13 protein-coding genes are annotated in these 14218 nt (G+C 41.8%); 6 read left to right on the top strand and 7 right to left on the bottom strand.

Features of this window, described 5'->3' with window-relative positions; genetic code table 11:
- Window positions 1-25: 25 nt before the first annotated feature.
- On the bottom strand, window positions 26-880 hold the full coding sequence (locus FTT88_RS10840) for an SDR family oxidoreductase (protein ID WP_180173913.1): 855 nt from the start codon (window positions 878-880) through the stop codon (window positions 26-28).
- Between the two features lie 115 nt (window positions 881-995).
- Here FTT88_RS10840 and FTT88_RS10835 point away from each other — a divergent pair, with 115 nt between their 5' ends.
- The 4 genes from FTT88_RS10835 to FTT88_RS10820 all read left to right on the top strand — a co-directional run bounded on the left by FTT88_RS10835 (window position 996) and on the right by FTT88_RS10820 (window position 4583).
- Entirely contained in the window at window positions 996-1370 is a 375-nt protein-coding gene (locus FTT88_RS10835) for a helix-turn-helix domain-containing protein (RefSeq protein ID WP_078191873.1), read from the top strand.
- Window positions 1371-1584: 214 nt separating this feature from the next.
- Window positions 1585-2799 carry an Obg family GTPase CgtA gene (cgtA, locus tag FTT88_RS10830; protein WP_180022810.1) on the top strand — a complete coding sequence of 405 codons (1215 nt, stop codon included), beginning with the start codon at window positions 1585-1587 and terminating at the stop codon, window positions 2797-2799.
- Between the two features lie 40 nt (window positions 2800-2839).
- The gene (gene proB / locus FTT88_RS10825) at window positions 2840-3973 is read left to right on the top strand and encodes a glutamate 5-kinase (RefSeq protein ID WP_078190202.1); all 1134 of its coding nucleotides are present in this window, start codon (window positions 2840-2842) and stop codon (window positions 3971-3973) included.
- A 91-nt stretch (window positions 3974-4064) separates the two neighbouring features.
- Entirely contained in the window at window positions 4065-4583 is a 519-nt protein-coding gene (locus tag FTT88_RS10820; protein WP_180173912.1) for a GNAT family N-acetyltransferase, read from the top strand.
- Between the two features lie 57 nt (window positions 4584-4640).
- Here the strand turns inward: FTT88_RS10820 and arsH are convergent, their stop codons facing one another.
- The 6 genes from arsH to FTT88_RS10790 all read right to left on the bottom strand — a co-directional run bounded on the left by arsH (window position 4641) and on the right by FTT88_RS10790 (window position 10384).
- A complete protein-coding gene (arsH, locus tag FTT88_RS10815) occupies window positions 4641-5345 on the bottom strand; it encodes an arsenical resistance protein ArsH (protein ID WP_168379190.1) in 705 nt (234 codons plus the stop codon).
- Window position 5346: 1 nt separating this feature from the next.
- Complete coding sequence (gene arsB, locus FTT88_RS10810) at window positions 5347-6387, bottom strand: ACR3 family arsenite efflux transporter (protein WP_180022806.1); 1041 nt, start codon at window positions 6385-6387, stop codon at window positions 5347-5349.
- Window positions 6387-6860 (bottom strand): arsenate reductase ArsC, encoded by a 474-nt coding sequence (locus FTT88_RS10805; RefSeq protein WP_180022805.1) that lies wholly within the window; start codon window positions 6858-6860, stop codon window positions 6387-6389. The genes arsB and FTT88_RS10805 overlap by 1 nt, the downstream gene beginning before the upstream one ends.
- Entirely contained in the window at window positions 6857-7186 is a 330-nt protein-coding gene (locus FTT88_RS10800; RefSeq protein WP_168379193.1) for a metalloregulator ArsR/SmtB family transcription factor, read from the bottom strand. Before FTT88_RS10800 ends, FTT88_RS10805 begins: the two co-directional genes overlap by 4 nt.
- A 113-nt stretch (window positions 7187-7299) precedes the next feature.
- Window positions 7300-9495, bottom strand: a complete 2196-nt coding sequence (locus FTT88_RS10795; protein WP_180173911.1) for a TonB-dependent siderophore receptor — start codon at window positions 9493-9495, stop codon at window positions 7300-7302.
- Between the two features lie 187 nt (window positions 9496-9682).
- Entirely contained in the window at window positions 9683-10384 is a 702-nt protein-coding gene (locus FTT88_RS10790; RefSeq protein ID WP_180040632.1) for an SIMPL domain-containing protein, read from the bottom strand.
- A 484-nt stretch (window positions 10385-10868) separates the two neighbouring features.
- On the opposite strand from FTT88_RS10790, the gene FTT88_RS10785 reads away from it, so the two are divergent.
- Both FTT88_RS10785 and FTT88_RS10780 read left to right on the top strand, forming a co-directional pair.
- On the top strand, window positions 10869-12242 hold the full coding sequence (locus tag FTT88_RS10785) for a diaminobutyrate--2-oxoglutarate transaminase (RefSeq protein ID WP_168379196.1): 1374 nt from the start codon (window positions 10869-10871) through the stop codon (window positions 12240-12242).
- A gap of 2 nt (window positions 12243-12244) precedes the next feature.
- Window positions 12245-13777 carry an aspartate aminotransferase family protein gene (locus tag FTT88_RS10780; protein ID WP_180173910.1) on the top strand — a complete coding sequence of 511 codons (1533 nt, stop codon included), beginning with the start codon at window positions 12245-12247 and terminating at the stop codon, window positions 13775-13777.
- The last annotated feature ends 441 nt before the right edge of the window (window positions 13778-14218 follow it).

Here is a 14218-nt window from a genome sequence, read left to right as displayed (position 1 = left end):
TTCGGGCTTTTTTGATGGTTCGATCTTATTTTAAAGCAGCTTCAACAGCACTGCGTAGAGTAGTGGTTGAGTGACCGAGCAACTGTTCCAAGTCCTTACGATCACTTTGCATTGCACCGTCAATGCTATTGATATCAGCATCGACGATCACATCTACAAGACCAGCAGGTAATCCAGCTTGTAATAGACCTTGTGTATAGTCGTCTGCTGTTAGATTTTGATAGTGAACCTTTTGACCTGAAACTTGCTGTAGGGTTTCAGCAAGCTGTGCCAAGTTGAAACTGTCTGAGCTTGCAAGTTCATAGGTTTTATTCTCATGACCAGCGCTTGTAAGCACTTTTGCAGCAGCTTCGGCATAGTCAGCACGGGATGCTGCATTAATTTTTCCATCCTTTGCTGCACCAAATAAGGTACCTGTTTCCACCACATGCCCTACAGCAGCAAGATAGTTTTCGACATACCAGTTATTTCGTAAGAAGGTATAGGTTAAACCACTAGCTTGAATCAGACTTTCTGTTTCACGATGTTCTTGAGATAAACCCAATGGTGACGTATCTGCACGTAACAGGCTGGTATAAGCAAGATATGGAACTTTCGCTTCTACTGCAGCATCAATTACGGCTTTGTGTTGTGGAGTACGACGACCAATTTCATTGGCAGAAATAAGTAATAATTTATCGACACCTTGTAGTGCAGGAACAAGTGTATCTGGTTGGTCATAGTCAAAATGACGCAGTTCGATGCCTTGAGCTTGTAGGGATGCTGCTTTTTCTGGCGAGCGAACTAAAGCGATGATGTTTTCGGCTGCGGTTTCTTTCAATAAAAATTTAAGGACCAATTGGCCTAGTTGACCTGTTGCACCTGTAATTGCGATTTTCATATTTAAACCCTCTGATTGTTGAATAAATGATCTTGATGGTTGAATCTTAATCTGTTAACTTACTAAATGTAAGTACGTACCAAAAAGTAAGTTAGTGACTTTGAGGAAAGATTTAATGAACACATACGCTACAAGTAAATTATTAGGTCAAGTTTTATCCACTGATTGTCCATCTCGAGAAATATTGGAACATCTCACCAATAAATGGTCAGTATTAGTTTTACGTTGTTTGACTGAAGGGGTACACCGTTTTAGTGAACTTAAGCAACGTATCGAAGGGGTGAGCGAAAAGATGCTGGCTCAAACGCTGAAAATGCTCGAGCAAGATGGTTTTATCTTACGGACAGTCTATCCAGTTGTGCCACCCAAAGTTGAATATCAACTGACTTTAATGGGCTCGCAGGCTGCAGAAAAGTTAATGCATCTGATTGGTTGGGTTGAACGAACCTTGCCTGAAATTATTGAAGCCAAGGAAAATGCACGTAAATAGCTTTCAGAAATGGGGAGTGAAATTCGTTTGCCATTTATCAAAGGTATTTTGATGATGAGCTAAAGATTTTCGAGCGAGGTGCGGATTTTCCTAAAAAATTTGCATCAGCACCAAGATGAATGAAATTTATAGTATTGCTGAATAATATTGTTCGAGAAATTCTTTAAAATATGGCAGAATAAGCGGTTTTAAAGTTTTTAGAGGATTGGCAAACATGCGCTTTGTTGATGAAGCAGTCATTACCGTAGAGGCTGGCGACGGTGGCAATGGCGTAGCCAGTTTTCGCCGTGAAAAATTCGTACCATTTGGTGGTCCAGATGGTGGTGATGGTGGTCGTGGCGGTAACGTATACGTTCAAGCCGACAACGACACAAGTACCCTAGTAGATTATCGTTATACACGTAAATTCCGTGCAGAACGTGCTAAAAATGGTCGTGGAGCGAACTGCTCAGGCCGTGGCGGTGAAGATACCGTATTGCTTGTTCCAGTGGGCACAACAATTGTAGATACAGAATCTGGCGATATCATCGGCGACTTAGTGGCTGACGGTCAGCGTGTGTTAGTGGCAGCAGGTGGTGAAGGTGGTTTGGGTAATACTCACTTCAAATCTTCAACCAACCGTTCTCCACGTAAATGTACACACGGCTCAAAAGGCGAATTTCGTGAAATTCGTCTTGAATTAAAAGTACTCGCAGACGTTGGTTTGTTGGGTATGCCAAATGCGGGTAAATCAACCTTTATCCGTGCAGTTTCAGCAGCAAAACCAAAAGTTGCAGATTATCCATTTACCACTATGGTGCCAAATCTAGGTGTGGTTGATGCCGATAGTCACCGTTCATTTGTAATGGCGGATATTCCGGGTCTAATCGAAGGGGCTGCAGAAGGTGCAGGTCTAGGTATTCGATTCCTGAAACACTTGGCTCGTACACGTATTTTATTACACATTGTAGATGTTCAACCGATTGATGGTTCTGACCCTGCGTACAATGCAAAAGCAATTTTGGAAGAGTTGAAAAAATTCTCCCCAACACTTTCAAAATTACCTGTTGTGTTGGTACTCAATAAAGTAGACCAATTGGCGGCTGAAACGCGTGATGAATGGTGTGATCACATTCTCGAAGAGTTGCAGTGGAAAGGCCCTGTATTCAAAACTTCAGGTTTAACGTTTGAAGGTACTAAAGACGTTGTGTACTACCTGATGGATCAAATTGAAGAACAACGCGAACGCGAAACTGAAGATCCTGAATATGCAGCAGAAGTTAAAGCGTTCCGTGATCAGCTTGAAGCTGAAACACGTGAGCAAACGCTTGCTGCGAAAGAAGCATATCGTGAAATGCGTCGTCAACAACGTCTGGCAGGTCAAGGTGAAGACTTTGATGATGAATTTGAAGACGGTGATGATGAGGCAGAATCGTACTACGTACGTTAATTGCTGAATAAGTGTCAAAGCAAACAAGTCTGAGGACAAGATGATAGAAGTGGTAGATGGGCAACGTCAGCTCAAGGGTTGTAAACGTATCGTTGTTAAAATCGGATCATCACTACTCACAGCAAACGGAAAAGGGTTAGATCTGGATGCAATCTCGCATTGGGCGGGACAAATTGCAGAACTACACAATGCAGGACACGAGATCATTCTTGTGTCTTCCGGTGCTGTGGCTGAAGGGATGGTTCGTATGAATTTGGACAACCGACCCACAGATCTACCCAGTCTACAGGCTTGTGCTGCCATTGGTCAGATGGGCTTAATTCATACTTGGTCTAGCGTATTAGAACAACGTTCGATTCGCACAGCACAAGTTTTGTTAACACATGATGACTTGGCAGACCGTCGTCGCTATTTGAACTCATGTGATGCCTTGCAGCATTTGATCGATTGGCGTGTGATTCCTGTGATCAATGAAAATGACACAGTGTCGACTGATGAAATCCGCTTTGGCGATAACGATACTTTAGCTGCGATGGTGGCTGGGCAAGTTCATGCAGACCTCTTGGTTATTCTAACTGACCAAGAAGGCATGTTTGACTCTGACCCTCGTTCCAATCCAGACGCAAAACTGTTCCATACAGTACGTGCAATGGATGAATCATTATTCGATATGGCTGGCGGCGGCGGTAAATTCGGTCGTGGTGGTATGTTGACCAAAGTTCGTGCGGCACGTTTGGCAGCCAAGTCAGGTTGCCCAACAGTCATTGCGAGCGGCGATAGCGACAATGTGCTTTCACGTGTGATGGCCGGTGAATTACTCGGTACCTTATTCATTACGGATAATGACCGTGTCACAGCCCATCAACAATGGTTAGCTGCACATTTACAAACAGCTGGTCGTTTAGTGATTGATGATGGTGCAGTCAAAGCCATTCGTGATAATCACCGCAGTTTATTACCTGTAGGCGTGAAAGCGGTTGAAGGGCATTTTGAACGTGGTGATGTGGTGGAATGTGTCGATACACAAGGTCATCGTGTTGCCGTCGGTCGTGTAAACTTCAGTTCACGCTCGGCAGAAATCGTTAAAGGTTTGGCCTCAGATAAAGTTCATCAAGTTTTAGGGGAAGCCCGATCACTTGAAATGATCCATCGCAATCATATGTCGATTTACTAAATTGAAAGATCAAAATCCTGCTTCCGAGCGGGATTTTTTATGGCATGCCATTTGAATATAACGATAAAAATAGTAATAAGACGAGAAGAATATGAGCGAAATTCAATATTTAAACATTCAAGATCTAAAAGATGAGCAGGCTCAACTGTGCGAATTATTGGCACAATGTGTGCAAGATGGTGCATCACTGGGTTTTTTAGCTAAAGAATCTAAGTCGCACTATGATGAATATTTGTCTGCTGTGACAAAGGATATTCAAAAGCATAAAACCTTTTTGTGGGCGGCGCTACAAAGCGGTGAAATTGTGGGCACAGTACAATTGGTTCGTGCCACCAAAGCCAATGCACTGCATCGTGCTGAGATTGAAAAACTTATGGTGCATCCAAAGGTACGTCAGCAAGGCATTGCTCACCAACTATTAACACTTGCAGAAGATAAAGCAAAACACTTGAACTTGAAATTACTTGTACTTGATACGCGTACAGGCGATTTCGCTGAAAGGCTGTATGAAAAATTTAACTATATAAAAGCTGGGATCATTCCGCAATTTGTATTGAGCCATACGGGTACAATAGATTCAACGACATTATTTTATAAATTATTGGCTTAAGTTAAAGTTGATGAAATTTTTAGACTAAAACTCCTGCACAGATGCAGGAGTTTTTCATTAAAGGTTCTTTTGATTAACCCGTTTAGAGAGCTCTTCCGCACTTTCAACTCGTTCAGAATAGCGATCTGTGAGGTAGGCAGATTGACCACGTGTGAGTAGGGTAAATTTATATAATTCCTCCATCACATCGACAATGCGAGTGTAATAGGAGGAAGGTTTCATGCGATCATTTTCATCAAACTCTAAAAATGCTTTTGCAACGGAAGATTGATTTGGAATCGTGATCATCCGCATCCAACGCCCAAGGATGCGCATTTGGTTAACAGCATTAAAAGATTGCGAACCACCACTGACTTGCATTAACGCCAGCGTTTTACCTTGAGTAGCACGAATGGCACCTGACGCTAAAGGAATCCAATCAATTTGTGCTTTCAATATAGAGCTCATCGCACCATGTCGTTCTGGCGAACACCAAACCATGCCTTCTGACCATGTAAGCAATTCATGTAATTCCTGAACTTTGGGATGTGAAGTTTCAGCATCTTCAGGCAGAGGAAGACCTTTAGGATGAAAGATTTTGACTTCTGCACCAAAATGTTCAAGGATTCGACCCGCCTCCAATACCGTTAGGCGGCTAAATGAGCGTTCACGGTTAGAGCCATATAGCAGCAGAATGCGTGGCGGATGTTCAAGTGCTTTAGCTTGAACTTGTTCAAAACGCGGTGTTTCAAGTAGATCTAGTTGAATATTGGGGAGCTTCATTTTAGTTCTCTTTATACCATTTTCGTTTTAACCATAGCGATACACTCACTAATGCAATTAGCACAGGGACTTCAACCAATGGGCCAATAATCGTGGTAAATGCAATCGGAGATGCAATACCAAAGGTGGCGATGGCAACAGCGAGGGCAAGTTCAAAATTATTACCCGCTGCGGTAAAGGATATGGCAGTGGTTTTGGCGTAATTATTACCCATCCATTTGCTCATCAAAAAGCTAATGAAAAACATCACCACAAAGTAGATCGTGAGGGGAATGCCAATACGCAGTACATCCATTGGAAGGCTCAAGACATCTGCACCTTTGAGGCTAAACATCACCACAATGGTAAAGAGTAATGCCATTAAACTGATGGGGCTGATTTTGGGTATAAATTGATTTTTATACCAATCCAGACCTTTTTGTTTTACCAATATGGCACGCGTCAGGAAACCGAGCAGGAAGGGAATACCTAAATACACCAATACTGCATGTGTGATGGTCCAAAAGCTGACTTGGATCACTTGTGCTTCTATACCAAAATAAGGCGGTAAAAAACTCAAAAAGAACCATGCGTAGGTACTAAAAAATGCAATTTGGAAAATACTGTTAAAGGCCACTAAAGCCGCGACGTATTGGTTATCCCCACAAGCGAGATCATTCCAGACCAGAACCATCGCAATGCAACGTGCTAAACCAATCAGAATCAAACCGGTCATGTATTCAGGGTAGTGTTGTAAAAACACGATCGCCAAAATAAACATCAGGCAAGGTGCGATTAACCAGTTTTGAAGTAGTGAAAGGTATAAGGTACGTTTATCTTTAAACACTTCAGGCAGGGCTTTGTAATCCACTTTAGCCAAAGGTGGATACATCATCAGGATTATACCAATGGCAATCGCAATATTGACATCACCGATATTGAGTTGATTTAAAGCCCTTGAAGCACTTGGAACATACACGCCAATCGCAATGCCTAGCCCCATTGCTATAAAAATCCATAGCGTTAAATTGCGGTCTAGAAATGACAGTTTTGCAGCAGCCATTATTGGATCTCTGAAATTTTTTGGATTTCTTGGTTAAGCTCTTCACGACTTAATTGCTTAAAATCGAGTGCAAATAAAGCATCTAAACGGCGGTTAATATGCGCCACGGTATCAAAAAATGCTGCAAGTTTTATGTCATCTGCAAGCTCTAAATGGGAAGGATCTTCTAAGCCCCAGTGGGCTTTGATGGCAGAGCCTAAGTAAATTGGGCAAGCTTCTTGAGCGGCAGAACCACAGACGGTAATTACCGCATCAGGCTGGTATTGTTTACATGCTGCGATGGATTTACTCGACAAACCCTCAGTCGGTAGATTGAGGTTGCGTAAGGTTTTTAAGGTAAACGGGTGGACTTGTCCTGAAGGTTTACTGCCTGCACTATAGGCACGGAAACCTTCAGGGGCACGCTGGTTAAAAAGTACTTCGGATAAAATGCTGCGGCAGCTATTGCCAGTACATAGAAATAAAAAATTCATAGCGTTTCACACAGTGTTGTCGTGTTTTTTGGGGAATTTAAATCGAGGTCTTTAAATCGTTCTTGGTGACGCATGACATCAAGTATTTGTGTACACCAAGTAGGCAGTGCAGGGTGAATGGAGTAATAGACCCATTGACCTTTACGTTGATCACTCAGCACACCTGATGAACGCAGTAATGCCAAATGACGTGAAATTTTGGGTTGGCTTAATTCAAGGGACTCAGTGAGTTCGCAGACGCAGAGTTCACCTTTACATGCCAACAGCATGATGATGTTCAGACGAGTCTCATCTGCAAGTAATTTGAAAAATTCAGTCTGTTCCATGCTTATCTGTACATATGGATTTGCACATATCTTTACATGTGAATATATGGATGTCCATATGTATTATTCAATAAAAATCCCACACTCGGTGGGATTTTTATATTTAGACTAGTTTAAAAGTCGAATGAAGTTTGTAAGAAGAAGGTACGTGGCTGACCAATATATTTACCACCTGTTGCATCTGATGAACGGGTGAAATACTGTTTATCAAAGACGTTCTTAATACCAGCAGCAACTTTAACTCCTTGTAACGAACCGCCAAAGTCATAGCCTGTACGCACAGCGAAAGTTGAATAGCCTGGAATATCGCCTAGTTTACCATTTGCCGTTTCTTCTGTTTGGTAGATGCCAGAATCTTGGTTACCTGGAGCACGTTGCTTAGATTGTGCGTACATGTCAGCATTGATGGACCAAGCATCATATTTATAGCCTAAGCCAAAGTTTGCGACATTTTGTGAATAGAAGGGCAAATCTTTACCTTTAAAGTTACCTGCTTCAGCAACCGCTTTTGTATAGGTGTAATTACCATAGGCTTTCAAGCCTTCGAGACTGTCAGCTAAATGTCCAAAGTCATAGCTAAAACCGGTTTCGATCCCTTTATGACTTGTAGCACCAAGATCAGTCCATATGCCATTGTTTGCAGCATCGCGTTCTAAAATCAGTTCTTTGTCAAAATCTAGATAAAACGCAGTCAATTCAGCGCTCAAACCATTGCCTAAATATTTGGTACCAATTTCAAAGTTATTAGACTTTTCAGGATGTAAGCCATCTAAGGTGGTGACCGCTGTAGTGCCTTGTGTTGTTGCTAACTGGTTATATTGCTGTGGACCAAAAGAGACACCGGCATTGGCAAAGAAATTCCAATGGTCTGTTGCTTTATACAGGACAGCTAAACTTGGCAAAAATTCATCTGATTGGATCGATGGATGAACAGTATTTTGTAATACGCCATTTTTATAGGCACTAAAACTGTTTTGCGTATCAATCGATTCAAAACGAACGCCGGGTGTAATATTCCATTTACCCAATTCAATACGGTTATCGATATAAGCAGCGTGTGCTTTGGTGCCACCCTCACTACGGGTACGTGCTATAAACTGACCAGGTTCTGCATCTGCTGCGTATTCAGTACGGCCTGCGAACTCGGTGCTCTCTTCGTCCATATAACGGTAACCGACAGTCACTTCATTCAGCGTACTTCCTAAGCTATAGCTACGTGAATAACGTGGCTCAATGGCAAAGACTTTATAATCACGTGGTGAGGTATCTAAGCGATGATTGCCATTGGCTAAAGTAGATTCAAGGTTGCTGGTACGGAATGAATCGATGTAATAACTTAAAAGTTCAAAGTTGTTCGTGTCGTCTTTATGTGTATAACGTAGGGATACATCTGAACGACGGCCAGTGAAAAAGTCACGATAATGCGACGTTTGATATGGATTTACTTCGAATTCAGCAGCGCTTAAACCTTCAGGCATTTCACCTGTACCATCGTAGTGATGGAAATTTAATGCGATTTTATCCTGATCAGTGATGTCATAAGCGGTTTTTAACATGACATCATCAATGTCATTTTTATTGTTCGCTTCACGATAACCGTTGCCTTTAGTGCCTGAATAAAGTAAGGCAAGACCTAAACCATTATCTAATGTTCCACCAACAAACAGACTAGGACCTAATTTTACCTGATCTGTACCTGTTGCATATTCAGAGTTTAATGCCACGGTACCTTTAAAGTCTTCAGGAATGCTACGTGTGGCAAAGTTGATAATACCGCCGACATTTTGTGGCCCAAAACGGACAGAACCTGCACCACGGACTACATCAACAGATTCTATATTTCCTAAAGAGACAGGCGCCATCGAAAGCTGTGGTTGGCCATACGGTGCAAATGACATTGGTATGCCATCGATCAACACAGTTGAACGTGGAGAGAGGCGAGAAGTTAATCCTCGAACGCCAATATTTAATGAAACATCGCTACCGCCAGTACCATTATTTTCTTGAACCTGAACACCAGAAACTTGGCGTAACGCATTTTTTAGAGATGTTGCTGCGCTTTCGTTTAAGCGTTTACGGTCAATAATGGTCCGCGCACCGGCATGCTTTTGCACCTTTTTTTCATTGGCGTTTTCCAGCCAGTTCCCTTGAGTTTCAATGGTGATGGTCGGTAAAACATCAGCTTGCGCGGTATCTGTATTTTCAGCAGCAGAAGCCATAGTGGCAACCATGCTTATACCTACGGCAATACTTAGCGGTAATAACGGGAAGTTTTGAAGCTTTAGAGATTTTTTGCTTGAACTATACATAAAAGTGTGAGCAATGGAGAGAGAGCGCGTATCATAATCTTGAGTGCGATAAATTTAAATAAGGATGATTATCATTTGAAACTATGAATTTGATTAAGCCAATAGACTTTTTAATTTAAATAAAGAATAGATGGAATTTATAGTCAAAAAAACCGCGCTAAAGCACGGTTTCTTAAAATGAATTTAATTATTTAAACTGGATAGAGCCATTTGCACTGACCGTGATTTTAGATTCACCACCTGCCATTTCTTGTTCAGGAATAGCATCGGCACTTGCAGCTTTCATCATCGCCATACGCGGTACTGGCTGACCACCATAATTGCTGGTATTTAAATTAATATTAACCAAGTTGTAGCCTGATTTATTCCATGCCTGAGCGAGCGCTTGGGCACGTTGTTGAAAGTTTTTGGATACTTCAACCATCAGTTCATTTTCAACTTTTTTACGCTGTGCATCTGACACACTAAAGCTGATGGATTGAGTTTGGAAATTTTGTTGTAACTCGCTCACCAATTGGCTAGCAGTTTTAAAGTCAGTACTTTCTAAACGAACTTCAGCACGACCACGCCATTCTTTCAATTTACGACTGTCATTGTCATAAATCGGGTAGGTGCTTTGAGATCCCGTTTCGATTTTTACCGCAGGGTATTTACGGGCTGTGTTCACCGCTTGGGTCATTAATTGGTTGATTTGGGTAGCAAGTTCAGCCGGCTGTTTATTTGATTTTTCAATATATAAAACGGCATACATTTGGTCGTTCGACACTTGGCGAGTAGCATCCGCTTGAATGTTCACGATGTTGTAATTGAGTGGGTCAGCTGCTTGAGTTGCTGCTGCCAAACCTAAACCTGATGCTAATAAAACAGTAGATAAGATAATTTTACGCATTGTTATGACCTATTCTTCTTTCAGAATGACTAATTTAGCTTATGCTGTTATCTTAAAAGGGGATTGTGATGGATTAAAGGAAAATCTGTGGTGGGATTGTAAATCTTTCAAGAAAAATAAATGTAGTGCTTGATGAATATTTATTTAAATAATCAGTACTTAGTTGTTTAAATAATTGATGATTACAATAATCATTCATAAGTTGTAAAAAAGCATAAAATAAAAAGGTTTTCTTTGTTTTGTCACACTGTAAGATGATAATTCAAGATATCCATGGAATAGATCTGTTTTTTCTCTAAATTATCTTTTTATTTGATCATAAAAGTGATTTATTTTCTTGAAAAAGTCTGTATCATCCGCCTCCTAGTTAGCCCATACTCAAAGAGCTTTTAAAGCTAACTAGAAACTCATAAAGCACCGAGTCAAAGGACCGCAAGTCACCCGACTTATTTCTTTCAACCCATATCAGAGATGGTAATTCGATATGAGCGTTTCTTCTGTAAACCCTGCCACTAATTCTACTAACGAATACTATTTGACTCGCCAAAGCCAGATGGAATCCAATGTTCGTAGCTATCCGCGTAAACTTCCACTTGCGATAGCAAAAGCTTTAGGTTGTTGGGTTACTGATGTTGAAGGTACAGAGTACCTCGATTGTTTAGCTGGGGCAGGAACATTGGCATTAGGCCATAATCATCCTGCGGTAATTCAAAGTATCCAAGACACACTTGCAAGTGGCCTCCCATTGCATACTTTGGATTTAACAACGCCTTTAAAAGATGCTTTTACTGAAGCACTACTTGAGCAATTACCTGGTGGTAAAGAAGAGTATTGTCTACAGTTCTGTGGCCCATCTGGTGCAGATGGTACAGAAGCAGCAATTAAATTAGCAAAAACTTACACTGGTCGTAGTTCAGTAATCAGCTTCTCAGGTGGTTACCATGGTATGACTCACGGTTCTTTAGCAATGACAGGTAACTTGTCTGCTAAAAATGCTGTAAACGGCTTAATGCCGGGTGTTCAATTTATGCCGTATCCGCATGAATACCGTTGCCCATTAGGCATTGGTGGTGAAGCGGGTGTTGATGCATTAACGTATTATTTCGAAAACTTCATTGAAGACGTAGAAAGCGGTGTAACTAAACCTGCAGCTGTAATCTTGGAAGCAATCCAAGGTGAAGGCGGTGTAGTGACTGCACCTGTAAAATGGTTAAAGAAAATCCGCGAAGTGACTGAAAAGCACAACATCGTGTTGATTCTTGATGAAGTACAAGCGGGCTTTGCACGTTCAGGTAAAATGTTTGCCTTTGAACATGCAGGTATTGAGCCAGACGTCATTGTAATGTCTAAAGCGGTAGGTGGTAGCTTACCACTTGCAGTATTAGGTATTAAACGTAAGTTTGACGCATGGCAACCAGCGGGTCACACGGGTACATTCCGTGGTAACCAACTTGCTATGGGTACTGGTCTTGCAACTATCAAAACCATCAAAGAACAAAACTTGGCTCAAAACGCACAAGAGCGTGGCGACTTCTTACAAGCTGAAATTAAAAAATTAGCGGTAGAATTCCCATGTATCGGTAACGTACGTGGCCGTGGTTTGATGATTGGTGTTGAAATTGTTGATGAACGTCAAAAAGCAGATCACATGGGTTCTTTACCAGGTGATTCTCAATTGGCAGCAGCAATTCAAGCAGCATGTTTCAACAACAAATTGTTGTTAGAAAAAGGTGGTCGTAACGGTACAGTCATTCGTTTACTTTGCCCATTGATCATCAACCAAGCTGAATGTATTGAGGTGATCGTTCGCTTCAAGAAAGCACTTGCTGAAGCACTTGTTGCAACTCGAGGCGCGTAATAATGGTTGATTTTGCAGAACATCGTAAAGCGTTATTCTGCAATGATGCACAATCCATTGCTGACTACCAGTCAGCAATGGGCGAAGCGGTAAAAGCCGTTTCTGCATGGTTGCAAAATGACAAAATGTACACAGGCGGTAGCATTAAAGAGCTTCGCTCCGCTATTGCATTTAATCCTTCTAAAGAAGGTTTAGGTGTACAAAAATCACTAGACCGTATGGTTGAGCTTTTCTTAAATAAAAGCTTAAAGGTGCATCATCCGCATTCTCTAGCGCATTTACACTGCCCAACAATGGTCACTAGCCAAATTGCGGAAGTGCTGATTAACGCAACAAACCAATCGATGGACTCATGGGATCAAAGCCCTGCAGGTTCATTGATGGAAGTTCAATTGATTGATTGGCTTCGCCAAAAAGTGGGCTACGGTGCAGGTCAAGCAGGTGTATTCACCTCTGGCGGTACACAGTCTAACTTGATGGGTGTGTTACTTGCGCGTGATGCGTGTATCGCGAAAAACTGGAAAGACGAAAACGGCAATCCGTGGTCTGTTCAGCGTGATGGCGTGCCAAGCGACGCTATGCGTAATGTCAAAGTCATCTGTTCTGAAAACGCACACTTCTCTGTGCAAAAGAACATGGCGATGATGGGCATGGGCTTCCAATCTGTGGTGACTGTTCCTGTGAACGACAACGCACAGATGGATGTAGACGCACTTGAGAAAACCATGGCTCACCTTCAAGCGGAAGGTAAGATCGTGGCATGTGTGGTTGCAACTGCGGGTACTACCGATGCAGGCGCAATTGATCCATTGAAAGAAGTGCGTGCAATCACCAACAAATATGGCGCGTGGATGCATATCGACGCAGCATGGGGCGGTGCACTGATTCTTTCAAATGACTATCGTTCAATGTTAGATGGTATTGAACTGTCTGACTCGGTAACGCTTGATTTCCATAAGCATTACTTCCAAACGATTTCATGTGGCGCATTTTTGCTTAAAGATGAATCGAACTATCGTTTCATGCATTATGAAGCTGAGTATTTAAACTCTGCTTATGATGAAGAGCATGGCGTTCCTAACTTAGTATCTAAGTCACTGCAAACCACTCGCCGTTTTGACGCGTTGAAATTGTGGATGACGGTTGAAGCGTTAGGTGAAGAGCTTTATGGTTCGATGATCGATCATGGTGTAGGTCTTACACGTGATGTTGCAGATTATATCAATGCAACTGACGGTCTAGAAATGCTGGTTGATCCGCAATTTGCATCGGTATTGTTCCGTGTGATCCCTGAAGGTTACCCAGCTGAATTGTTAGATACATTGAACCAAAACGTAGCAGATGAATTATTTGCACGTGGTGAAGCGAATATTGGTGTAACTAAAGTAGGTCAAGTTCAATCATTGAAAATGACCACTTTAAGCCCAGTAGCGACTTTAGACAACGTGAAGAACTTGCTTGCTCTGGTGCTTGCAGAAGCGGATCGTATCAAAGGCCCAATCGCTGACGGTACATATACACCTGCAATTGACTAATTGTCGTTTTGCTGTTGTAGAAAGAGGAGCTCATTTGAGCTCCTTCTTTTTTTAAAAAGACAATTAATGATTTTACAGCCACAATTTTTCATTGAGAGATGATAGTTTACTGTGTAGGCAGATTGTTACTTTGAGGGATCAAAGTAACTAAAATCCTTCTCAGGGAAAAGGTACATCCATGTGACCATTACCTTATAGTGACATCCCTGTCGCCAGTCGCGATAGTCATTGATGTTTATCATTTGATGAATGTGATACCACAATATTTATAACCAATATAAGGCTTGTAAAGGAGTTTCCCTCTCCTTGTAGGCCATAGGTATCTACACATTTTTTATAAATTGAATGCGATCTGAGCAATCGCATTCAGCTCATCAGACGAATACTCTGACAACAACTGAAGAGTGTTCAATAGTATTGAAAGCCCTGCCAGTATGGCAG

The organism is Acinetobacter sp. YH01024 (assembly GCF_013420195.1).
GTDB classification, from domain to species: domain Bacteria; phylum Pseudomonadota; class Gammaproteobacteria; order Pseudomonadales; family Moraxellaceae; genus Acinetobacter; species Acinetobacter amyesii.
The sequence above is the reverse complement of the archived record's forward strand: the minus strand, read 5'-3'. Positions and strand labels throughout refer to the sequence as shown.

Excerpts from the sequence above, each read along its gene's own strand:
- FTT88_RS10840 (WP_180173913.1), bottom strand. The coding sequence starts at position 880 with ATGAAAATCGCAATTACAGGTGCAACAGGTCAACTAGGCCAATTGGTC.
- FTT88_RS10800 (WP_168379193.1), bottom strand. The coding sequence starts at position 7,186 with ATGGAACAGACTGAATTTTTCAAATTACTTGCAGATGAGACTCGTCTG.
- proB (WP_078190202.1), top strand. The coding sequence starts at position 2,840 with ATGATAGAAGTGGTAGATGGGCAACGTCAGCTCAAGGGTTGTAAACGT.
- cgtA (WP_180022810.1), top strand. The coding sequence starts at position 1,585 with ATGCGCTTTGTTGATGAAGCAGTCATTACCGTAGAGGCTGGCGACGGT.
- arsH (WP_168379190.1), bottom strand. The coding sequence starts at position 5,345 with ATGAAGCTCCCCAATATTCAACTAGATCTACTTGAAACACCGCGTTTT.
- FTT88_RS10780 (WP_180173910.1), top strand. The coding sequence starts at position 12,245 with ATGGTTGATTTTGCAGAACATCGTAAAGCGTTATTCTGCAATGATGCA.
- FTT88_RS10835 (WP_078191873.1), top strand. The coding sequence starts at position 996 with ATGAACACATACGCTACAAGTAAATTATTAGGTCAAGTTTTATCCACT.
- FTT88_RS10805 (WP_180022805.1), bottom strand. The coding sequence starts at position 6,860 with ATGAATTTTTTATTTCTATGTACTGGCAATAGCTGCCGCAGCATTTTA.
- FTT88_RS10795 (WP_180173911.1), bottom strand. The coding sequence starts at position 9,495 with ATGTATAGTTCAAGCAAAAAATCTCTAAAGCTTCAAAACTTCCCGTTA.
- arsB (WP_180022806.1), bottom strand. The coding sequence starts at position 6,387 with ATGGCTGCTGCAAAACTGTCATTTCTAGACCGCAATTTAACGCTATGG.
- FTT88_RS10790 (WP_180040632.1), bottom strand. The coding sequence starts at position 10,384 with ATGCGTAAAATTATCTTATCTACTGTTTTATTAGCATCAGGTTTAGGT.
- FTT88_RS10820 (WP_180173912.1), top strand. The coding sequence starts at position 4,065 with ATGAGCGAAATTCAATATTTAAACATTCAAGATCTAAAAGATGAGCAG.
- FTT88_RS10785 (WP_168379196.1), top strand. The coding sequence starts at position 10,869 with ATGAGCGTTTCTTCTGTAAACCCTGCCACTAATTCTACTAACGAATAC.